Source organism: Xylella taiwanensis, assembly GCF_013177435.1.
Classification (GTDB): domain Bacteria; phylum Pseudomonadota; class Gammaproteobacteria; order Xanthomonadales; family Xanthomonadaceae; genus Xylella; species Xylella taiwanensis.
Genome location: NZ_CP053627.1, coordinates 47571 through 69000 on the forward strand (window position 1 = coordinate 47571; position 21430 = coordinate 69000).

Consider the following 21430-nt stretch of genomic DNA (forward strand, 5'->3'; position numbering starts at 1 on the left):
CAACCCTGATTTCATTCGATACATGGGCCATCCCATGGTCGCAACGTTCTACGATTGTTTTCGCTGTTTGCTGCGATGACTCGTTCGGGCCGAAACGAGGCGATTCCCCACCAAACGGCAATCGCAGTGGATATGTGGTGACCGGTTGCACATGGGGATGATCGAAGGTGGGTGTGGTGAAATACCCTTTCACTTGGCGTCGTCATGTTTCCAAGTCAACCGGAAGCTAGAGATCAATCTCATCTTGGAGAGCTAGGTGGAAACAACATGGTGGAAAGGCCGAGATTGGAGACAGAGAGTCATCGTGTCGATGCCCCCCTTCCTGCATATCCATCCGTATTGATGTCAGCCCCTTACCCAATGCAATGAATCGAATTGTTTTTTGATATCCATATGATCAATGCAGATCGGAAACTGTATGTAATATCCGGTTGCCTGAACCAGATCCCTGAACCAATGGATGCTTATATCTAGTATGACTGTGAGGGGCATAAGGAGCATTCAAGTTTGATAAATACCATCGATCCATCCCTGTCCTGTAGATTCAGTGAGCCATGCATCGTTCGAAGGCCACATCACATGATTTATCAGCGTATTTCAGACATCCACTTCAAACATGCATCACTTTGCCATCTGGACACCATCACTCGCTTCGCGCAGACTCGCCGCCTTTAGGCTTTTAGGGCATTGAGTGCCCCCGGATTCCAATACCATGGCTCATTTGCTGTTGTTACATGGTCCCAATTTGAATTTGCTTGGTATCCGTGAACCTGAGATCTACGGCCGCATCACGTTGTTTCAGATCGACGCCGCCTTAGCCGAACGCGCCGCGACCGCTGGCCACCGCTTGAGCAGTCTGCAATCGAATGCTGAGCATGTACTGGTCGAACGCATCCATGCCTCCCGCGAGGATGGCACTGCATTCATCTTGATCAACCCGGGGGCGTTCACCCATACCTCAGTGGCATTGCGCGATGCGCTGCTTGCGGTGGGGATCCCGTTTGTCGAAATTCACCTTTCCAACCCGCATACACGTGAGCCGTTCCGCCATCATAGCTATCTGGCCGACAAAGCGCTGGGTGTCGTGTGTGGCTTTGGGGTGGACAGCTACCGCATCGCCCTGGAGGGAGTGATCGCCAGACTCGATTCTGAAGTCTGAGCCGGCAATCAGACCCCGCGGACCATCTCCGTATCACCAATGAGGCCATTATGGATCTCCGAAAAATCAAGAAACTCATCGACCTGCTCGAAGAATCGAATCTCTCCGAAATCGAGATTAAAGAAGGTGAAGAGAGCGTGCGTCTGGCACGTACACCCAAGGTCGATATGACCATGACGGCACCAACGATGCCGTGGGTGATGGCTGTACCGAATGTACCGGCTGCGTCGGCGCTGCCGGTGATTCCGCCTACAGAGGTGTCTACCGGCAGTACCACCAAAGACAATAGTGTGCTGCCAGAGGGGCATGTGCTGCGTGCGCCGATGGTCGGCACGTTTTATACCTCGCCCTCGCCGGACAAGCCGGTGTTTGTGAGTGTTGGTCAAACAATCCAACCAGGTGACACCTTGGCCATCATCGAGGCAATGAAAATGTTTAACCCGATTGAGGCCGATGTCGCCGGCACGATCGTGGCGATTCTTAGCGAAAACGGTCAGCCGGTCGAGTTTGACCAACCGCTGTTTGTGATCCGCTGAACCATACACCAGGCGTTGGCCGTTGCCTCAAGGACGCCGTACTTCGGAACCTTTCTCATGTTAGACAAAGTCGTTATTGCCAACCGTGGTGAGATCGCGTTGCGTATCCTACGTGCGTGCCACACGCTGGGTATCCGCACCGTCGCGGTGCACTCGACCGTTGATCGCAACCTCAAGCACGTTGCGATGGCTGACGAGTCGGTGTGCATTGGCGCGGCACCATCCGCGGAGAGTTATCTCAATATTCCGGCACTAATTGCTGCCGCTGAGGTCACGGATGCTCAGGCCATCCATCCGGGCTATGGCTTTTTGTCGGAAAACGCTGATTTTGCTGAGCGCGTGGAACAGTCCGGTTTCATTTTCATCGGACCGCGGGCGGATACGATTCGTTTAATGGGCGATAAGGTGCAGGCGATCCACGCGATGCAAGCGGCTGGTGTGCCGTGCGTGCCTGGTTCGGGTGGTCCGCTCGGTGATGACATTGTCGCTAACATCAAAATTGCGCGTCAGATCGGATATCCGGTCATCATCAAGGCCGCTGGCGGCGGCGGTGGGCGTGGGATGCGTGTGGTACATACCGAGGCCGGATTAAAGGCGGCGATCGAGACCACTCAGTTTGAAGCCAAAGCCGCATTTGGTAACAGCCAAGTCTATATGGAAAAGTTCCTGGAGAACCCGCGTCATGTGGAGATTCAGGTGTTGGCTGATGGCCAGGGGAACGCCATCCATTTGGGGGAGCGCGATTGCTCGATGCAACGCCGTCATCAAAAGGTGGTGGAGGAAGCCCCGGCGCCCGGTATCACCGAAGCGCTGCGCAATGAAATCGGTCAGGTGTGTGTCGATGCTTGTATTCGTATCGATTACCGCGGTGCTGGCACGTTTGAGTTTCTGTTCGAGAATGGCCGCTTTTACTTCATTGAGATGAACACGCGCATCCAGGTAGAGCATCCAGTGACTGAATGTATCACTGGCATTGACTTAGTATGTGAGCAGTTACGTATTGCCGCTGGTCAGCCGTTGAGTATCAAGCAGAGCGATGTCGTGCTGCATGGCCATGCGATCGAGTGCCGTATTAATGCTGAAGATTCTGAGACATTCCTGCCCCATCCGGGCTTGATTACGGCGTTCCATCCACCCGGTGGTCCGGGGGTGCGCATGGATACACACATCTACAGTGGCTACAAGGTGCCGCCGAACTATGACTCGATGATCGGCAAGCTCATCGTACATGGCCCGGACCGTGAGACGGCGATCGCGCGTATGCACTTGGCACTGAGCGAGATGGTCGTGGATGGCATCAAGACCAACATCCCATTGCAGCAGCGCATCATGTGCGACAAGGGTTTCCAGTCCGGTCGACAGAACATTCATTATTTGGAGAAATATTTGGCCGAGCGTAAGAACCAATCGATCGGGCGGACCTGAAAAACAAGGGCGATAAACAAGATGCACCCCATGAACATTCGATTCGAAAACGGGGTGAGCATGGAATGGAGCACTCTCTCGACACAATACGACGTCGGGGTAATGGAGAAGCGGATCGGACTATTGTTTGCGATCGCTTTCTGGTTAGGACAATGGCATTGCCTGTTCTAAGCACCCGGCATGCGGACAATGTTGCAGACGTGGATAGGCACAGGGATCGTGTCAAATGCCAGGGCATGCCCCACACAGGGGACCCCCAAGCGTGTGGAATGCAACACTCGGTCGAGCGGCTATGGCCGGGTGGTAGCAGCCATGCATGTTGGGCACGTTGGCATGAGGCAGCCTGGCATGTATTTCAAACCTCCACTGCACCTTGCTGGTGGAGGCGCGGGTGGCCATCCCAGATGACGACGTTTTCTTGGTGGCTCTCATCAGGGCGACTACAAGAAAAAGTCTATGACGTTGGCAGACAAGGCTGAAGTATTAGGAATCTTCAGACAGAAGAGGCATAGGTCGGTCGTAATGACGGCCTATACCACGCTGAGATTGGCGTATGCCATCACCAGCCATTTTGTACCGACTGTGTCGAATTTGACTTGTACACGGGTGTGCGCACCGCTGCCTTCGTAATCAACAACCACGCCGCTGCCAAATGTAGGGTGCATGACGTTCACGCCAAGCTTGATCGATGCCGTGTCGCGTTCATTGTGGACCGGACGATGTACTGCCCCCAATGAAGCCTGGCGCAAAACCTGGATGCTGGGACGTACCTCATGCAATAGATCTTGCGGGATCTCGCGCAAAAAGCGCGAAGGCACGTTGTAGTTATCCTGACCGTGGATTCGGCGTGCTTCGGCATAGCTGAGGATGAGTTTGTGACGGGCGCGGGTGATGCCGACATACGCTAGGCGGCGCTCTTCTTCCAGGCGGCCGTGTTCGTCCAGGGAACGCGCGCTCGGGAATAACCCATTTTCTAAGCCCACCAAGAAGACCAGTGGAAACTCCAAACCTTTTGCCGAGTGCAGGGTCATCAACTGCACACCTTCCTCGCCGGCCTGGACTTGACCATCACCACCCTCCAGCGACGCATAGGATAGAAAGGCATCCAATTCCGTCATGGTGACTTCTTCTGCGTCACTTTCCGGAAGTACAAAGCGTGAAGCGACCGAAACAAGCTCGTCTAAGTTTTCTTGACGTGATTCCGAGTCCAGACCACCACGTCCTTCTTTTCTCCAGTGCTCGCGTAACTCCGAACGCAGTAGCATATGGTCGATCCGTTCGGCTAAACGCATTTGACTGGTTTCCAGCGCAAGTTGCTGCACTAAATTGAGAAACCCCGCCAAAGCGTTACGTGCCCGTGTACTTAGCGTGGATGCTTGAGTACATGCCATCGCCGCGTCCCATAACGCGAGACTTTGAGTACGTGCCAGGCGGCGCACTTCATCCAAGGTGCGCTCACCGATACCACGTGCGGGGGTATTCACAACACGCTCGAATGCCGCGTCGTCGCTGCGATTGGCAAGCAGGCGCAGGTAGGCCAGTGCATCCTTGATTTCGGCACGCTCGAAGAAACGCATGCCACCGTACACACGGTAAGGGATGTGTTCGGATTGCAGCGCTTCCTCGAACGCGCGGGACTGGGCGTTACTACGGTAAAGCACCGCTATCTCGCCGTAGCTGCCGCCGTCGCGCACCCATTGGCGCGCGCGCTCGATCACGTAGCGGGCTTCATCAATCTCGTTGTAGGCGGCGTACAGGTCGATGGATTCACCATCACCGGATTCAGTCCACAGCCGCTTCCCAATCCGGTCCGGGTTATGCGCGATGATGGCGTTGGCAGCACCAAGGATATTGGCACTGGAGCGGTAATTTTGCTCCAGCCGGATGATCTGCACGCTTGGAAAATCCTTCAGGAAGTGCTGCACATTCTCAACTTTGGCGCCACGCCAGCCGTAAATGGCCTGGTCGTCATCGCCGACGGCGAACACGTGGCCAGTCTCATCGGCCAGCACCCGCACAAACGCGTACTGGATGGTGTTGGTATCCTGGAATTCGTCGATCAGAATTTCACCGAAGCGTGCACGGTAGTGTGCTAGCAGTGCCGGTGTATCGCGCAGCAGCTCATGGGCTCGCAGCAGCAGTTCGGCAAAATCAACTAAACCGGCACGGTTGCAACGCTCCTGATAGGTGGCATAGATCCGGCGCTGCGTCTCAATCCAGTTGTCATGTGACTCGGGTTGGATGTGTTCAGGACGGCGTCCTTCATCCTTCTGAGTATTAATCCACCACATCGCCTGCTTAGGTGGGAACAGAGTGTCATTCAATTCCAAGGACTGGATGACCCGCTTGACCAAGCGCAATTGATCATCGCTGTCGATGACCTGGAAGCCTTCGGGCAGCTTTGCGTCTTTCCAATGCAGGCGCAGCAATCGATGCGCCAAGCTATGGAACGTCCCGATCCACATACCGCGTTTCCCGTGGCGCAGTTGCACATCGACACGCTGCTGTATTTCGCCAGCCGCCTTATTAGTGAACGTGACGGCCATCATGCTGTGGGTCGGGATTCCATGCACCTCGTTGAGCCAAACGATGCGATGCGTCAGGACGCGGGTTTTCCCTGACCCGGCACCGGCGAGGACAAGGTAGTGGCCGGGAGCCGCGGAAACGGCTTCACGCTGGTCCTGGTTCAGGTGATCGAGCACATGAGAGACGTTCACTCAAGGATTCTACCGTGGCGGTGGGATGGTCTTCGTACCCCAGTGTCGAACATCCGGAGTCGCGGTGAGCAGCGCCATGCTGGAAGTGGCGGCACTGATAAGCAAGGCATATCCGTGTGGGTGTGAAGAAAGAGATTGGAATGGTAATGCCTTCGGCGTCTCCAGAGTTCATCCAAGATCAGTGAAGAACGCGCCACACTTTCAGCAAGTGACCTTGGGGGGAAGGTGATTGGAGCGTCATCGGTGGACATTGAGGTGGAACCGTCAAGAGGGTGACGTTTCAGCGTTTGGCATGCATGCACTCAATTCGAAAGCAATGCCATGCTCGGAGCTACTGATCATCCCTGTATTGCTGTCATCGTGAAGTGGGTCGATGCCATTGACTGAGAAATTTTATTCCAAAATTAAATAAACCGTAGGAGTGCGATGATTCTTCGATCAATAAGACATGCGTGAGTCGCTATCGCCTTCTTCAAGAGGCATCGTAAAAATGGGTCGAATCTTTAATTGTTTGATCCAGTTGAAATAAACATTCCACGCTTGAAGTTTGAGATACGTCTTTATTTGTCTGCGGGGTGTATGGATCACGTGCTCGTATTCCATGATCTTTAATACAGTTTTTATGATGTCATAAATATCAGCCTGTATTGCCTCCACTGAAGTTGCTGGGATATTCGCTGAGCGCGTGTTGCAGATAAAACGATCATGTGCAGTCGATGCTCGACAAGCAACATTCAGGTATATCACTGAAGTGTCTTTGGAAAAAAGCATGTCACCCATTGAGAACATCAACAATGGATTTGGAATGAAGATCCTATATTTATATTAAAATGTGGCAATTCAAGCATTTGAATTTCAGGAATCAATCAATGTCCACATCATTGTCGCCGCATACTATCGCCATTATAAAAGCCACGGTGCCGGCACTGGCCGAACATGGCACAGAAATCGTTGCAGCGATGTATCGTCGATTATTTGAAGACCAGGACATTGAGGCCCTTTTCAATCAGAAAAACCAGAACAACGGCACCCAGATCCATGCACTTGCCGCGGCGATCCTGGCGTACGCTCGCAATATTGATAACCTTGGGGTACTTGGATCAGCCGTTGAGAGAATCGCACAAAAGCATGTGGGTTATGCGATTCATCCCGAACATTATCCCTATGTCGCGACGGCATTACTAAGTGCCATCAAGGAAGTATTAGGTGACGTTGCGACGCCGGAAGTATTGGATGCCTGGGGAGCAGCGTATTGGTGTATTGCAAATCTTTTAAAAGATCGCGAAGCAGTGATTCGTGAGGGAATTACGACCCAAAGCGGTGGGTGGATCGACTGGCGGCGTTTCGTCATCGCACAACGTATTCGTGAAAGTGAAACGATCACTTCATTCATCCTGCATCCTGAGGATCGCGGGGCGGTTGTACCCCATCAGGCCGGACAATATCTCACTGTCCGCTTCGATACAGCAGGATTCCCGGGTATGAAGCGTAATTACTCTATCTCCTGTGGCCCCAATAAAGATCACTATCGGATTACTGTCAAACGTGAAGCCGGCGTAGGAGTATCCGCTTTCCTTCACGATAAAGCCAAGGTAGGGACGGTGATTGAATGTACCCCGCCTGTGGGCGATTTTTTCCTCCCCGATGTGATTGAACGGCCCATCGTTCTTTTATCCGGCGGTGTCGGATTGACGCCAATGGTGAGCATGATGGAATGGATCGCTGCAGCACATCCTGAAGCGCATGTATGGTACGTCCACGGTACGCACAGTCGAGCGACACACGCGATGGATGCTCATATTCGCGCTTTAGTGAGCCGCCACGATCATATGCAAGCCGCCACTTTCTACGCACAATGTAGTGAAGCAGACGCTGCGAACCCCGGATTTATCACGATTGATTGGTTGCGAGCCAATACCCCGTTCCAGAGAGCTGACTTTTATCTTTGCGGCCCGCGTCCGTTCTTGCGTGCTTTTGTTCGTGACCTGATCGGTGCTGGTGTGCCTGCGGCACAGGTACATTACGAATTATTTGGTCCAACCGATGAAGAGATGGCCGCCTAAGGACGTGATCGTACTAGGCCAATTCGATGCGGTCCTTCAGAGCGTTGATTTTTACTATTAATGCACAGTGAGAATAGCCATTGTTGTCAGCGATATCCGATATGAATGCTTAAGCTTGCATCGTATTTTTTGAATTTAGATCGCAACAAGAAGGCTGAGTTCTGGTGATAAGTAGATAAAGCGTTACACATGCGATGTGTTCAAAATATTTTGCATACAAGAGCTTAAAAGCATGTTGCATGACGCTGAAGCATTGCTTGCACATGTATCATGACAGACAGTCACTCGACGAAAATATTCGATTTACTTGAACACATCGTTCCGCCATGTTTTCCTTTGTACACAGGAATCTCCTGATCCGATCTTATGATGAGGGTCAATCGTAACCGCCTATTGGGAGTACTCATGATCGTTTAGCCGATCATGATGTGTTGGACTTGTTTCTGGACCGTCATTCCAAGCGCGAGGCGTGATTCGGGACCGTTGCGACCCTATCCAGAGAAACGTATTGAGATGTTTCTCCACGATGGCACCGCAATGTTGGAAGCGCGCATATACATGCGGTATTAGTAATCTAATAACTTCATTAAACAGTGTCGTGGATGGCTGGCGCGAACAGCCCATTGCACGGTTTCGAGGAAGCTGTCATATGGCAGCCTTCAGCAATCTAGCGGCACATTTTGATGTATTCGCGTCACAATCGGTTTTTCCAATATCAGTGAATATCAAAGAAATTTGGAAGAGCGACTGCCATGATGCAGCCCCGTGAATGTGTATTTTCATTGGAGTAACGATCGTTCAGAGATCGCTTGTCCTGTCATGAGGAAGCCACATCGCTGCATTGGTTCGCCGAGATCGCATTGTTACCGTGGAGATCGAAAAACCTCAGATGCAGGTATTGCGTTGGATATGTTGATAGGCCATACCATGAGTGAACTTGAATCTCTGAGATGCTGTTACGCTGGTTGGCCACATTGAACCTGGAATATCGATGACACAATATGTCGTAAGGTGCTATGTCCTTTAAAAACCGTGTCTTGTAGCAGTTGAAAGATTGAAAGACAGAAGCAGTCTTAGTGTTGAGTGTTCCGCCGAGTCGAGCACTGCAAACCAGAGATGTACAAGAGGTTGCTGAGAGAGGGTGTGAGCGATGCGGATTGTGAGAGCAAGGCAGTGCTTACCATACGTCCCACGAACACAACCGCTATTTTCAAAATATCTATCAGTCCGTTATTCCTAATGGAGATATTAAGAGGGATCCGGAAGCATTTTGAAATGCTGTTTATCATGAGGTGTTCTAAGGTTCCTGAGTGGCGCTGCAAGTGTTTGCTATCGGCAGTCGACCTATATTGAAGTTTGCATCAGGGGATGTCTCAGACATTGGAACGATATGCGTCTATGATTTGAAACTTGCTAAATATGAAGGTGATTAATTGAACGCCAATTGATATTGCGATTGACTGTTTTTTGTGACGAGCCCAGCGTGCAGAGGCAGATTTGATCCGCTGTTGGGTCATGGCTTCCCTGTACTCACGGTGTGAAAGATGCCTGCAAGCGTTGATATCATTTAAGCCCAGATTAAAATCCTCAGTCCGCTAAAACTTCAGAAGACAGAGTCATTGCCTGTTGAAGAAACCACCCTTGGAAAAGCGAGAGAGTATCTGGGTGGGATTGTGCTGCTAATGCAGAAGCGTTCCCTGACAACATGTGATGGGCACCGTGAACGGAAAGGGTGATGGCTACATGTGCGAGATGCTGTAGCACCTATGTGCCGTGGCATTTATTGTAGAAATTAAGTATGCAAGAAGTTCTATCGCTGGTGGAGGCGAGCCCGGCATGGCTGGATGATCTGGTCAGCGATGCGTGTCCAGCGCTACAGAGTGTTCATGGGATCACTCTGTCAGAGACTGATCAATAGCAGCAACACAATACAATCGCTAGGAAACAATCCAGACACATCAACACCGACTTCAAATACCCTATGCCAAAGCTCACTAGGGCGGGCATCACCTAAAAAGACGATTCACTCATTTGTACAGGATTCAGTGATATTCCATCGGCTTCTGGAATATCCAGAACGCGGGCCCGTTGGCGATCCAGTACGCTGCAAGTGTGATGATGTTCATCCAATCAACTGACGCTTGATCGATCACTGTCATGAGTGTCGGTACGGATGGTTAAGACGCAGATATCAGGCACTAGAGCATATATCCACATTGACAACAGCTTCGTGTGTTGTCTTCCTGTTGAGAGTGGGCATACAACCGATGCAGTGGGTGGCTACACTGTGTCGACTCGATAGGGAGATAGTAATGCATTGGCTGTTCTTATTGATGGCAATCGCTGCCATGTGCGCCGCCTTTTTCATACCGCAGATGTGGCTGCTGTTGGTGACGCTTTGGGGTGCGCTGGGCCTATTGTTGCTCTGGGCGTGTGCGCAATATTCAAGAGAGCATCGGCGGCGGCGTCACGATATTGCCAGTATGATTGATGAAGTGGAATTACAGCGGCTTCAGGAACTGGCTGAGGTACGCAGGCATTCCCAGAGAATTGCGAGTACCGATGATGATGCAGACGGGATAAAGAAATGAGCCATCGTACTCGGTTGAGTGTCAACGTTAACAAGATAGCAGTCCTACGCAACTCGCGTGGTCACAGCGAACCGGACGTGATACGCGCCGCCAGCGCGTGCATTGATGCCGGCGCACACGGTATCACCGTGCATCCGCGTCCTGATGCACGTCATATCCGCCATGATGATGTCATCGCGTTATCGGCCCTGACACGCGCCCGCGGTGTGGAGTTCAACATTGAGGGTAATCCGTTTGCAGCGCCACGTGCAGGTTATGCGGGGCTTGTCGCACTGTGCCGTCAAACCCTTCCTGATCAAGTCACCCTAGTTCCTGATGGTGATCAGCAGATGACATCCGACCACGGTTTCGATTTTGTGCGAGAAGGGGACGCGCTGTGTCCATTGATTAGTGAGCTCAAGCGGTTGGGATGCCGCGTGAGTGTGTTCGCTGACGTTAACGCCCCACGTCTGACGGATGCAGCCATATGGGGGGCGGACCGGGTTGAACTGTATACCGGTCCATATGCGGAGACGTACGATGCTGGCTGCCCGGACGCGGTGTTGGGTAGATTTGCGGCCACTGCGCGTCTTGCGCGGGACGCTGGCTTGGGTGTCAATGCTGGCCATGACTTGTCGCAAGCCAACCTGGGTACGTTTTTAGCGGCGGTCCCTGGTGTGTTGGAGGTTTCGATCGGCCACGCACTGATCAGTGAAGCGTTATATGACGGTCTGGTGCCGACGGTGCGTCGTTACCTGTGTATTTTGGATGCGGTCAATCCTGTTACTTCTCTTAGCTGAATTTATTCCAAAAGCACTTAACGGACCGTTTGATTTTGCAGCACCTTTAAGCCATTTCACTGTGTGTCATACCCAGGGCGGATGTCCATCAAGATGTATTGCAGGATCTCCTTACCTTGTCGTGCCGACGCTCGGTTTCATGATGAGGGATGTTTGCGAGCGATCCCTCCATGCTGAGCACTAGGGCGTTTCATGCATGGAGACTGGGAGCCTTTCTCATATGAGGCGTATCCAGTGAGATATCCACAAAATAAGCCTGTTTTCACTGTATGCGGGTGTGACACAGCATATAAAGTGTCGGTGTTGTCATGGCCGTCATCGGACAACAATGGGGTGAAGGTCTTCTTGTTGCTGCGGTCTTTTGATCCGATTCGTTACCAGCCGTGTAACGGATTGGTCCGGGATGGGAGAGGCGTCAGGGATCCGCGAGAGATTAAAGGTTGTGAGCAGATTTGATGCGATGTCCGGGCGCATCGCAATGTTTCTTTCAGATCGCGTATTGGTCCATCACATATTCTGCAGGTTATTCGATTCTATGCTGGGCTTCATGTACCTAAAGTCGATTGTTTGAGCGCCTTCTAGTACAGGCTGAATCAGTGATCCACGTTCAGAAGCACGGTTGTCATGGAAAGATCTCCATGCTGATGATGGGTTGATCTGGTACTCCGGTATACGTTCGAACCAGTCCACTCATGCCAACTGTCAGCCTTCGGGTGGTTAAGGTGGCTGTAATCGCCTGATGCACCGTTCTGAAGTAGTTTTCAATACCGGCAGGCACAGATTCGCTGCCCATCATGGTCGTGGACTACCGTCGTTACTTTGCTGTGTTGCGACGACAATGAGCCTGTTGTGGTGTTTTGCTTGAGTTCGACATTAAAGGGTTTATCAGAATGACCTGTAAGGCTGTCGCTGGTGGACAGCATATTGCGATGGTGCCACCGTGTACTAGCAGCTAGGGTTCCCTGAGTTGGCAGTGATGGAGCGTCTTGGTGATTCAGACGTCATAGATGCCTTGAGTTGCGTATTTAGGATCAATGTTTAATACCCATATCCAAATGAATGCATGTCCTCTTATCGTTGCAGTGCATTGGCATGCTTTAGATCTTGGTGTGTTCGGCAATGGTTGAAGATGGCGTATCCAGCCAAGTCGACACAGTGTCTCTATTTGAAAGGATCCGAAACGAAACAGCGAGTTTCGAACTTCTGAAGATTCTAAAAAGACTCTGCATCGATCTTCTTTCTAATAGATGTTGCTGTTTTCTCATGCCATATTATTTTTCTGATTTATTTGGGTAATCTCTTGGTAGGGCGTATTCAAAGACAATCCACAGATTGGATTTCATTAAGACAATTTTCCCTATTGATGATTGGTTCAAACTCATTTGAGTTGAGATACATATTTGGGAGCATCCCGCATTGATTTAATCATCTCAGCAAGTAGACGGGATCCTATACAAGATCTGGCGGAGTGGTTCATTTTAAATTGGCAAGTGAAGCCAACACATGGCGGGTACGGAACAACGCGGCTTGTGCTTGTACGACGCTTTGCAGCACATCGCCCAGTACGCTAATGACGTCCTGACGCTGGTGCAGGATCTTGGAAAGCGTGCTGACCTCTGTACACAGTGTTTCCATTTGCTTGGCCGCCAATGCCACAAGCTGTGCTGCCTCTGGGGGGAGAGACACGGGGGTAACGCTAGCCGGTTTCTCTTGATTGAACATGTGTTGTTGGTCTGTATTTCCTTCCAGGGAGTCAGTGGTGAATTCTTGCATGCGAGAATCGGTAGTCACGGTAGTCATGCTCTTTTCATTTGTTGCTGGCTTTGCATCTTGTAACTTTTCACGCACGGTTTTACGCATATTGATCCCCGGATCGACTTTGGCTTGATCGATGATAGTTTTGGCTGCAGTTTCGCTGATCTTTTCCAGCCGATATAGGTCATTGATCACGGTGATATCCGCCGTGATGCCTTCCGCGACAGCCTGGCTGGTAAGGCTGTTGGCCTCCACCATCTCAAGAAAATTGATACGTTCAGCGACCCAGTTGATCCCCTTGTTCCATTCGGCTGCGACTTTTTCTAACGTGCCAAGGCGTTTCTTGTCATCGCGCAGTGCAACTGCAATTTCGAGTTGTGTCAGATTTTCGCGTTGGATATTTTCGGCGCGTTGTACCCGCCGCACCTGATCATCGGTCAATTCTCGGACCACGGCTTTGAGTTTGATCCCAACGGCCTTGCAAGCAAGCCAACGCCGTTCACCAGCGACCATTAGATAACGGCCTGGTTTTTTAGGGTTTTTGCGTAATACGACAGGTTCATGCTGTCCATCTCGTTTCATGTCATTGCCGAGTTCCATTAACGATTCGATGGTGAAACCTGGGTTGTCCTTGCTGCGCATCTGTTTTTCCAGGTCAATCAAGTCCGGGTCGATGTCTTCGATACGTTCACCTGACAAAGCGACGGTTACAATTTGGTTCTGTATTTGGGGTGGCTTGATTTTGTTTCCAAATAGACTCATGGCCGTTTCTCGATATAGTTCAAACCAATGCGTGCAAAAACAGCATCACTTACTTGATACATTTTTTGATGCTCTACATGGTGAACATTGCATCTGTGATCAGGATCGCAAAGATATTTAGTGAATCCCTTTAGTGGTACATGCATGTATGTTGATCCGATTGAGAATGCGCTTGCTACAGAGCGTTCGACGTACTTTTAAAATTTCGATCCCATTGCAATATGTTGTTGGTGCTATTGGATAAAAGAGAAGTGTGATGTAATTCATGATTTTCATGGTTATGCCAGCAGTTGTGCTTTGCGGCTTCATCGTAGATTGAATTAGAACGGTGAAAGATTGAACCGTGATACAACGGGCATGGACATGAGTGAGCATGCCGAGCATGTGATGCTGCAAGTGAGAAGAGATGTTATTGATGCCAACCTTGTCGTTAGACGCTAATTGTCATGATGATGTACGCATCTGACGAGTAATGGTGTTGAGCATCATCGCGTCGATATCGACAACAATAGTGTCAGCCTCAATGAATAAAAGATGATGAGTGAATTGAGCTCACGCTTTTATCTCAGCTATGTTGCTTATGAGATGGAAGAGAAGCAACGAGGAGAGTAAGTGGGTGTTCACTGCCGTGCGGACGCTTCTTGATGGGAATCTTCAGCTATTCGGAATAGCGCGTTGCTTGATGCTATGTGGTGAATATCGTTCAGTCCTTATATGATTTGAGGTGTCGTGTGGACGCTGTATTGAATGCTCTCTTAGGGCACAGTAAAAGGTTCATAACATGCATTGCTGCTTCTATGGCCGCCATTTTTTGACTAGAAGTACTTGTTGCATATTTTTGATTTTGATCTCATCTAGAGAGATGCAAATTGCGGATCAGCTTGGCGGTCTCATGTCTGATTGATGGAGGCGATTTTATATTTTTAGTTGTTGGAAAAATTGATTGGATTTTCTTGATTGACTATCTTTTCAAGTGCTTTATGTTGTAATGAAACTGGATTGATTTTTCTCTATGATCTGGTTCATCCCTTAAAAGGTTGCTTCCTGCTTTCAAATGAGGTTTTGAGGTATTGTTGGTGCAACTGTATTGTTCATTACAGGTGGCTTGGTATGTCACTTGCCTGGCCATTTTAAGAATAGCCTGATTGATTTGATTATTTGAGCTGTTTTCTGCAGATGTATCTATTGTGCTAATTAAGTTAATCGTTCTTGCTGATTAAATATGCGTAATTCTATTTTTTAAAAATAATCTTCATTAATCTTTTTATTTTTTTCAGACGTTCCATGCAGAGTGTATGTGAAGATTAAATTATTTTCGATGTTAAATCTTTCTGCACTGATCTGGATTATTTGTTGAATTTCTATTTTTGCATCAAAATGATTCACGATCGGCGTTGCTAAGAGATAATGCTCATATAGCCAGAGCATTTTGTTTTCCTTGGTGCTGGCGAATATTTTTTCTGGCTATTACTGTATTGAGTCTCCAAGTCGCACACGATACCAAGCAGGTGCGAGCAGGCATCCTAAGCAACGACAATGCTCAGCAGTGATTTGATGACATTCCAGCAGTCTTGATCAAGGTGTACTTGGGAAATTTTGAATGCATCTGAAGTGTTTACGTCAATCAGTGCTACGAGGTGTGATGTGCGATGCACATATGCAAGAGAATGCTGGGTGTTGGTGACGTGTTAAGTGATGATTTCTTCTAACTCCTTCGACTGGATATGGTGATTACCAAGTCGGTTGTGACGGTGATGTTGTGGGATGCCGCAGTGCTTGATACCACGCAATGCTTGGCCGATGAGATGGTTTTGCCATGTCTCAAGCATGTCGAACGTGGGGCGTTGCATGGAGTAAGGGTGGTAGATGACTTTAAGCGTTTGAAGTTTTGTAAGTGTGTGCAGAACAGGACTCTATTGCCGGCGATCATTCTGGATGATGCGATCAATCTGTGCTTTTTCGAAATATGGTTGAGTTCATATAAAAAACTCAGGGAACGGATGATTGATCGAGGTAAAAAGTGCTCACCACAATACGAGAGATAGTTAGGATGTTGTGGGTGTTTTTGTCGTCACGATGTTGTGTCAGTACGGTATTTTTTGAATTTAATAAGAACTTACTTGATGTTGGTGTCAAATATTTTTCAGATCAGAATTGCATTCAGAGAAGATATTGCCGCTGGGATGAGGACATCATGAGGCGCGTGCTGTTGATGTGCTCACGGCACACGTGCACAAATCCAGGCATCGATCCTTGTAACTCCGATGTGGCGTAATGCCCGTGCGGCTGCGTGTAATGTGGCACCTGTTGTCATCACATCATCGACAAGGGCAACGTGTGCAGGGACTGGATGCACGGGAATGAATGCATTGTGTAGGTTGCTGCGGCGTTTGCTTGCATCCAGTTCCGATTGCGGGCGGGTTGCATGCACGCGGCGCAATGCTGGCAGGCATGGTAGTCCTAGCTGGGTTCCGACACCACGTGCCAATTCAAGTGCCTGATCGTAGCCACGTGCACGCAGACGTCCGTGATGCAAACTCACAGGGACAAGCGCTTGTGGTCGTGGCCAATGTTGTGCCGCGGTCGCCATGTTGTCGGCCAGTAAGCGTCCGCATGCCAAATCTTGATGGAATTTGAAACGTGGTATGAACATGTTAATTGGCCAGTGGTACAGGAATGCTGCGTGGACTGTCTCCAGCGGTGGCGGATCACATAAACAGCGACCACATGTTGCGTGGATACGCTCACGTTCTCTAAGCGGGGCAGCGCAGCGGAGACAGGCGTTCTCCATCCATGGCAGGAGCCGCTGACAGGCTGTACATAATGGTTTTCCGTGGTGGCCAGGTTCATCGCAGGCCAGGCAGCGCGATGGCAGTAACCAGCACAGCAGGCGCTCAGCCCATACGTTGCGATTCGAGTTGACAGTGTCCTTCATCCTGACCAGACTGCCGGACCTGTTGATTGGTTATCGTCAGGAAATGTTGATGTCCGCTGTCATCCGCCACGACTGGAGTGCCGAAGAGTTACACGCGCTGTTTGATTTGCCGTTGCCAGAACTTCTTTATCGCGCCGCCAGTGTGCATCGTCAGCATTTCGACCCTGCTGAGATTCAGGTTTCCACATTGTTGTCGGTCAAGACCGGCGGCTGTCCGGAAGACTGTGCCTACTGTCCGCAGGCCCAGCGTTATAACACTGGCGTGACAGCACAGAAATTGATGGACGTTGATGCAGTCGTTGCCAAGGCACGCCAAGCCAAGTTGGCCGGTGCTTCGCGTTTCTGTATGGGAGCGGCTTGGCGTTCACCCAAGGATCGGGATATCCCCAAAATTGCGGCGATGATCCGGGAGGTGAAAGCACTTGGCCTGGAAACCTGTGCCACGTTAGGCATGCTTGATACACGCCAGGCGCGGGCGCTCAAGGACGCTGGTCTGGACTATTACAACCACAACGTGGATACATCGCCGGACTTTTACGATTCTATTATCCACACTCGGCAATATCAGGATCGCTTGGATACTTTGGTCCATGTGCGCGATGTTGGTTTGAAAACGTGTTGTGGCGGTATTGTCGGTATGGGCGAGACCCGTGAGCATCGCGTTGGTTTGCTGCTGACTCTGGCTAATATGCCCGCGCATCCGGATTCTGTGCCGGTCAACCTTTTGGTTCAAGTGGCTGGGACCCCACTGCATGGTACGCAGACACTGGATCCGTTTGAATTTGTGCGCATGATTGCAGTGGCACGTATCAGCATGCCCAGGTCGATGGTACGCTTGTCCGCAGGGCGGGAATCAATGAGTGACGAATTACAGTTGCTGTGCTTCACGGCCGGTGCCAATTCGATTTTCTACGGTGAGAAACTGCTGACTACGGCTAATCCGGATACTGAACGCGATCAAGCCCTATTTCAGCGCCTGGGATTGCGTCCAATGCATCTCATCGTGAATGCCCCCAGGCAAGACCAGGGTCACGGTACAGTGCATGCCGATGTCACCTGCAAACACGCTGTCTAAAGCATGGCTGTCCATGCGGAGAAAATCACACCGTATACAACGCGGTGTCTTATTCACGACACCAGTGAATGCTGTGTCATTGGTACATGATGGTATTCATTTGGGTGATTGGAATGATGGGGTTGAGAAGGGATCAAGCGAAAGATGATCACTGGTATTGCTGCCGTTTCTCCGCTTGTTCACGCGGACGTTCGGGGCTATGGGAGTGTAGATGGACGATCCAATGTTGCATGAATTTGGCTGTTTCCAATCAACAATGAAAACAGCATTTCATGTGTCTGCGTAAGCACGTGCAGCGTGGATATCCTGAACCGAGCTTGCAGGCGTAAGGTTGTCAGGGGATGCAACCGTTATGCTGTCCATCTTTCTTACTTGCACCATCCAGTATGCGTTTTACTTTTTCATTACCATTTCTGGCGACTGCTCTGATTGCTTTGTTGACCGCTTGTAGTAGCGCGCCGCGCTCGACTTCGCGGCCACCTTTACCGCAGCCATCCGATATATCGGTGCCACCGGTGCGAATTGGCGTTGCCCTCGGTGGTGGTGCGGCCAAGGGTTTCGCTCATATTGGCGTTCTCAAGATGTTAGAAGCCAATGGCTTCGCTCCGAGTGTGGTTGCAGGGACTAGTGCTGGTAGTGTGGTTGGCGCGCTGTACGCCAGCGGCATGGACGCATTCAAGATACAGACAAAAGCGGTTGCTCTGGATGAGAGCAATATTCGTGACTTGCGTCTTTTTTCCGGGGGGTTGGTACAGGGCCAGAAGCTTCAAGACTATGTCAATGAACAAGTTGGCAAACGTCCCATCGAGAAGTTGAACAAACCATTCGCGGCGATAGCTACGCGGTTAGAGGACGGGCAACGTACGATGTTTATACGTGGGAATGTTGGCGAGGCAGTGCGCGCCTCTTGTAGTATCCCCGGTGTATTTGAGCCGGTCGCTATTGGTGGTTACCATTATGTCGATGGTGGCATCGCTAGTCCTATCCCAGTGGACGCGGCGCGTCAGCTTGGTGCCGACTTCGTAATCGCAGTAGATATTTCCAGCAAAGCCAGTGGCAAGAATCCTGGGGATTTGGTGGGTACAGTCAATCAGTCGATCTCGATTATGGGCCAGCGCTTGGGTGAAGCCGAACTCAAGCGCGCTAACGTCGTGATTCAACCCAAAGTACTGGACATCGGTCCGACCGATTTTGATCAACGTAACGCTGCGATCTTGGAAGGTGAGCGCGCCACGATTGCAGTGATCCCGCAGATCCGTGCAAAGCTCGCTCAACTTCAGCAGCAGCGCATCCAGACTGCACGTAAAACGGCCAATCAATCTGTCGCAGAAGCAATTGAGGCGTACCGGCGTTGTCAGAATAGCCGTACGCGTTGGGAGAAGCTGCGTGGTAAGGAAAAGGATTGCAGTAAGTTACCGCCTTGAATACTGATCGATCTCTGCTAAATCGAGCGTATGTATACGCGGTTATTGCGTGGTTTAGTGATTTTTTCAGAGGTGTGTGGTCTGCTTGATTGCGTCCGGTAGATGCGTCCCGCTGTAGGAGTGTTACCGCTGTTGCATGTCAGTCTAGGCGTTTGCTCAGTTCATCTCGGCGAATAGAATGTGATGCAGGAGGACACGCGCCTCCGATATGGAGAGGCTTCTTTCCAGTTTATGACCAATGCTTCCAATACATCTTCGCAGTGCTTGCGGTGCTATTACCGAACGGTATCAGATCGCAAGAGCGCACATCGTGCCTTTGATCGACCACAACCTAGAGGTTGTGAATCGGAAGAAATGCGGATGACTCGTTTCAGTCTTGAAACTAATGCATCCCAACGGTCTTTGGTGAACGACACGACTAACGTTTGATTGCGCAAGATCATCAAGATGCGCGAATACTTTGCAGGTAACAATTCAATGACTAAAGTGGCTTAATGGCAGCCTGGAAGACACGAGGTAGGAATGGAGCAGTGCTATAGATGAGTCAGTTCTTGACGACGTGAAGTGCTTCGTCAAAGTCAGCGTGTAGTACACACGCAACTTGCTCATTATGTCGAGCATGCGTTGCAAATGATGATTGCTGCAATGGAAAGTGTATTCAGCGTCTCGTACCTCAAAATTCTGAATACATTTCCGTCAAGTGATGTTGGTGACGGATGTTCTGGGTCCAGATAGGCGTGGTGATCAGCGCGAGATCCACGTGCTTACCGATATCGTCCGTTTCGCTCACGACGCCATGCGTTCTATTGCATAGGTACATTCAGCCTGTCGAAGGTGTTTTTCTGTCATTCCAATGCTGAGGTGTTATTGCCGCAGTGTCATGAGCGTCGTTGTATTTTAAGAAGTTCGATCAGTAGCAGCGGCCCTAAGTGATGTTGCGCTGGGTGCCTGATTTGTATGATGCTGCGTTGTGCATGTCGCGTGCTTACTACGCTTATTCGGGTCGTATCGGCAAAGGTCAGTGTGTTGTGCCGAAGGCGATGCCAGCGAAGATGGTCATGCCAACCCAGTTGTTATGCAGAAAGGCGCGAAAACAGGCGGTGGGTTCGCGACGTCGAGCGATGATGAATTGGTATCCGACCAGCGTTATGGCTGTGGCCAAACTCACCCAGTAAGTTGGCGAGAGTGTGGCGCGTAGGCCGACCAGCCACAAGGTAAAGAACATGAGTGCGTACAGCACTCCTTGCGCAATCAGATCTAGGTCAGCGAATAGAATCGCGGTGGATTTAGCGCCCATTTTGATGTCGTCGTCGCGATCGACCATCGCATACCAAGTGTCATAGGCCGTGGTCCACAGAATGTTGGCAACGTACAGTAGCCAGGCCAAAGCCGGTATTTTTCCTTGTACGGCAGCGAAGGCCATCGGAATACCCCAGCCAAAGGCCATGCCTAAGTAGACCTGAGGGAGATAGGTGTAGCGTTTTAAGTATGGATAGGTAAGGGCCAGCAACAGCCCCGGCACGCTCAGCATTATGGTGAGCCGATTCATGGTGAGTACTAGACCGAAGGCGATCAGCATCAGTGCGGCGAACATCAGCAAGGCGTTGCGTGGTGAGACGGCACCGGTAACCAAGGGGCGTATACGGGTGCGTTCAACGTGTGGGTCAAGCCACCGGTCGGTGTAGTCGTTGATCACGCATCCGGCTGAGCGTGTCAACCAGATACCAGCGGTGAAGACACAGAGCGTCCACCATGGTGGTACACCGCCGCCGGCTAACCACAGTGCCCACCAAGTGGGCCATAGCAGAAGCAAGAAACCAACAGGGCGGTTGCCCCGTGCCAGCTTCCAATACGGGTCAAGGCGGTTGTGCCAGTGGAGCAGCGCGGTGATCACTGATGTAAAGCGTTCGTAAGCCATAATGGCGGGTGAGTTGTCAGAGACGGAAATAGCTGAAGGCAGTTGGAGGTGGTGATTGTAAACCTGGATGCGTGAGTGCTCCGGGTTTAGTATGATCGCCGGTTACGCGCTCGTAGCTCAGTGGATCAGAGTAGTGGCTTCCGAAGCCATTGGTCGGGGGTTCGAATCCCTCCGAGCGCGCCACCTGCCGAGCGCTGTGCTTGAGGTGGGTTGACCTGGATAGTTGAAACCTGTCTCCTTCCCCTTTGCTTGAGTTGCTTATGTTGTTGTTTCTAGTGTTGGTGTCTTCCT

At 50.7% G+C, this 21430-nt stretch carries 15 protein-coding genes and 1 tRNA gene; 9 read left to right on the forward strand and 7 right to left on the reverse strand.

Annotated features, from left to right (window positions below; genetic code table 11):
• The first annotated feature begins 712 nt into the window (after positions 1 to 712).
• The 3 genes from aroQ to accC are packed head-to-tail and all read left to right on the forward strand — an operon-like array spanning position 713 to position 3120.
• Entirely contained in the window at positions 713 to 1159 is a 447-nt protein-coding gene (aroQ, locus tag PLS229_RS00190; protein WP_038272284.1) for a type II 3-dehydroquinate dehydratase, read from the forward strand.
• A 50-nt stretch (positions 1160 to 1209) separates the two neighbouring features.
• Positions 1210 to 1695: an acetyl-CoA carboxylase biotin carboxyl carrier protein gene (gene accB / locus PLS229_RS00195; protein WP_038272286.1), complete on the forward strand. Its 486-nt coding sequence runs from the start codon at positions 1210 to 1212 to the stop codon at positions 1693 to 1695.
• A gap of 57 nt (positions 1696 to 1752) precedes the next feature.
• Positions 1753 to 3120 carry an acetyl-CoA carboxylase biotin carboxylase subunit gene (gene accC / locus PLS229_RS00200; protein ID WP_038272288.1) on the forward strand — a complete coding sequence of 456 codons (1368 nt, stop codon included), beginning with the start codon at positions 1753 to 1755 and terminating at the stop codon, positions 3118 to 3120.
• 530 nt (positions 3121 to 3650) lie between these two features.
• Here accC and uvrD read toward each other — a convergent pair.
• Positions 3651 to 5837 carry a DNA helicase II gene (uvrD, locus tag PLS229_RS00205; RefSeq protein ID WP_038272290.1) on the reverse strand — a complete coding sequence of 729 codons (2187 nt, stop codon included), beginning with the start codon at positions 5835 to 5837 and terminating at the stop codon, positions 3651 to 3653.
• A 438-nt stretch (positions 5838 to 6275) separates the two neighbouring features.
• A complete protein-coding gene (locus PLS229_RS00210; RefSeq protein ID WP_152536651.1) occupies positions 6276 to 6617 on the reverse strand; it encodes a hypothetical protein in 342 nt (113 codons plus the stop codon).
• An 89-nt stretch (positions 6618 to 6706) separates the two neighbouring features.
• Here PLS229_RS00210 and hmpA point away from each other — a divergent pair, with 89 nt between their 5' ends.
• From hmpA to PLS229_RS00225, 3 genes are all read left to right on the forward strand, one after another.
• On the forward strand, positions 6707 to 7900 hold the full coding sequence (gene hmpA, locus PLS229_RS00215) for an NO-inducible flavohemoprotein (RefSeq protein WP_038272293.1): 1194 nt from the start codon (positions 6707 to 6709) through the stop codon (positions 7898 to 7900).
• A 2312-nt stretch (positions 7901 to 10212) separates the two neighbouring features.
• Positions 10213 to 10491, forward strand: coding sequence for a DUF2244 domain-containing protein (locus PLS229_RS00220; protein WP_038272319.1), 279 nt, complete (start codon positions 10213 to 10215; stop codon positions 10489 to 10491).
• Positions 10488 to 11270 carry a pyridoxine 5'-phosphate synthase gene (locus PLS229_RS00225; RefSeq protein WP_038272298.1) on the forward strand — a complete coding sequence of 261 codons (783 nt, stop codon included), beginning with the start codon at positions 10488 to 10490 and terminating at the stop codon, positions 11268 to 11270. The genes PLS229_RS00220 and PLS229_RS00225 overlap by 4 nt, the downstream gene beginning before the upstream one ends.
• A gap of 622 nt (positions 11271 to 11892) precedes the next feature.
• On the opposite strand, the gene PLS229_RS11845 is transcribed toward PLS229_RS00225, so the two are convergent.
• The 4 genes from PLS229_RS11845 to PLS229_RS00240 all read right to left on the reverse strand — a co-directional run bounded on the left by PLS229_RS11845 (position 11893) and on the right by PLS229_RS00240 (position 16722).
• Positions 11893 to 12066, reverse strand: coding sequence for a hypothetical protein (locus tag PLS229_RS11845; protein ID WP_216651941.1), 174 nt, complete (start codon positions 12064 to 12066; stop codon positions 11893 to 11895).
• A 677-nt stretch (positions 12067 to 12743) separates the two neighbouring features.
• Positions 12744 to 13787, reverse strand: a complete 1044-nt coding sequence (locus PLS229_RS00230; RefSeq protein WP_038272299.1) for a ParB/RepB/Spo0J family partition protein — start codon at positions 13785 to 13787, stop codon at positions 12744 to 12746.
• 1688 nt (positions 13788 to 15475) lie between these two features.
• A complete protein-coding gene (locus PLS229_RS00235; RefSeq protein ID WP_160165215.1) occupies positions 15476 to 15637 on the reverse strand; it encodes a hypothetical protein in 162 nt (53 codons plus the stop codon).
• Positions 15638 to 16005: 368 nt separating this feature from the next.
• On the reverse strand, positions 16006 to 16722 hold the full coding sequence (locus tag PLS229_RS00240) for a ComF family protein (protein WP_038272305.1): 717 nt from the start codon (positions 16720 to 16722) through the stop codon (positions 16006 to 16008).
• Positions 16723 to 16771: 49 nt separating this feature from the next.
• On the opposite strand from PLS229_RS00240, the gene bioB reads away from it, so the two are divergent.
• Together bioB and PLS229_RS00250 are read left to right on the forward strand one after the other, a co-directional pair.
• Entirely contained in the window at positions 16772 to 17797 is a 1026-nt protein-coding gene (gene bioB, locus PLS229_RS00245; protein ID WP_038272321.1) for a biotin synthase BioB, read from the forward strand.
• A gap of 386 nt (positions 17798 to 18183) precedes the next feature.
• Positions 18184 to 19221, forward strand: a complete 1038-nt coding sequence (locus tag PLS229_RS00250) for a patatin-like phospholipase family protein (protein ID WP_038272307.1) — start codon at positions 18184 to 18186, stop codon at positions 19219 to 19221.
• 1018 nt (positions 19222 to 20239) lie between these two features.
• On the opposite strand, the gene ubiA is transcribed toward PLS229_RS00250, so the two are convergent.
• Positions 20240 to 21139, reverse strand: a complete 900-nt coding sequence (ubiA, locus tag PLS229_RS00255) for a 4-hydroxybenzoate octaprenyltransferase (protein ID WP_038272309.1) — start codon at positions 21137 to 21139, stop codon at positions 20240 to 20242.
• A gap of 106 nt (positions 21140 to 21245) precedes the next feature.
• On the opposite strand from ubiA, the gene PLS229_RS00260 reads away from it, so the two are divergent.
• A tRNA-Arg gene (locus PLS229_RS00260) sits at positions 21246 to 21322 on the forward strand.
• Positions 21323 to 21430: the final 108 nt, after the last annotated feature.

Excerpts from the sequence above, each read along its gene's own strand:
- aroQ (WP_038272284.1), top strand. The coding sequence starts at position 713 with ATGGCTCATTTGCTGTTGTTACATGGTCCCAATTTGAATTTGCTTGGT.
- accB (WP_038272286.1), top strand. The coding sequence starts at position 1,210 with ATGGATCTCCGAAAAATCAAGAAACTCATCGACCTGCTCGAAGAATCG.
- accC (WP_038272288.1), top strand. The coding sequence starts at position 1,753 with ATGTTAGACAAAGTCGTTATTGCCAACCGTGGTGAGATCGCGTTGCGT.
- PLS229_RS00210 (WP_152536651.1), bottom strand. The coding sequence starts at position 6,617 with ATGGGTGACATGCTTTTTTCCAAAGACACTTCAGTGATATACCTGAAT.
- hmpA (WP_038272293.1), top strand. The coding sequence starts at position 6,707 with ATGTCCACATCATTGTCGCCGCATACTATCGCCATTATAAAAGCCACG.
- PLS229_RS00220 (WP_038272319.1), top strand. The coding sequence starts at position 10,213 with ATGCATTGGCTGTTCTTATTGATGGCAATCGCTGCCATGTGCGCCGCC.
- PLS229_RS00225 (WP_038272298.1), top strand. The coding sequence starts at position 10,488 with ATGAGCCATCGTACTCGGTTGAGTGTCAACGTTAACAAGATAGCAGTC.
- PLS229_RS11845 (WP_216651941.1), bottom strand. The coding sequence starts at position 12,066 with ATGATGGGCAGCGAATCTGTGCCTGCCGGTATTGAAAACTACTTCAGA.
- PLS229_RS00230 (WP_038272299.1), bottom strand. The coding sequence starts at position 13,787 with ATGAGTCTATTTGGAAACAAAATCAAGCCACCCCAAATACAGAACCAA.
- PLS229_RS00235 (WP_160165215.1), bottom strand. The coding sequence starts at position 15,637 with ATGCAACGCCCCACGTTCGACATGCTTGAGACATGGCAAAACCATCTC.
- PLS229_RS00240 (WP_038272305.1), bottom strand. The coding sequence starts at position 16,722 with ATGAAGGACACTGTCAACTCGAATCGCAACGTATGGGCTGAGCGCCTG.
- bioB (WP_038272321.1), top strand. The coding sequence starts at position 16,772 with ATGTCCGCTGTCATCCGCCACGACTGGAGTGCCGAAGAGTTACACGCG.
- PLS229_RS00250 (WP_038272307.1), top strand. The coding sequence starts at position 18,184 with ATGCGTTTTACTTTTTCATTACCATTTCTGGCGACTGCTCTGATTGCT.
- ubiA (WP_038272309.1), bottom strand. The coding sequence starts at position 21,139 with ATGGCTTACGAACGCTTTACATCAGTGATCACCGCGCTGCTCCACTGG.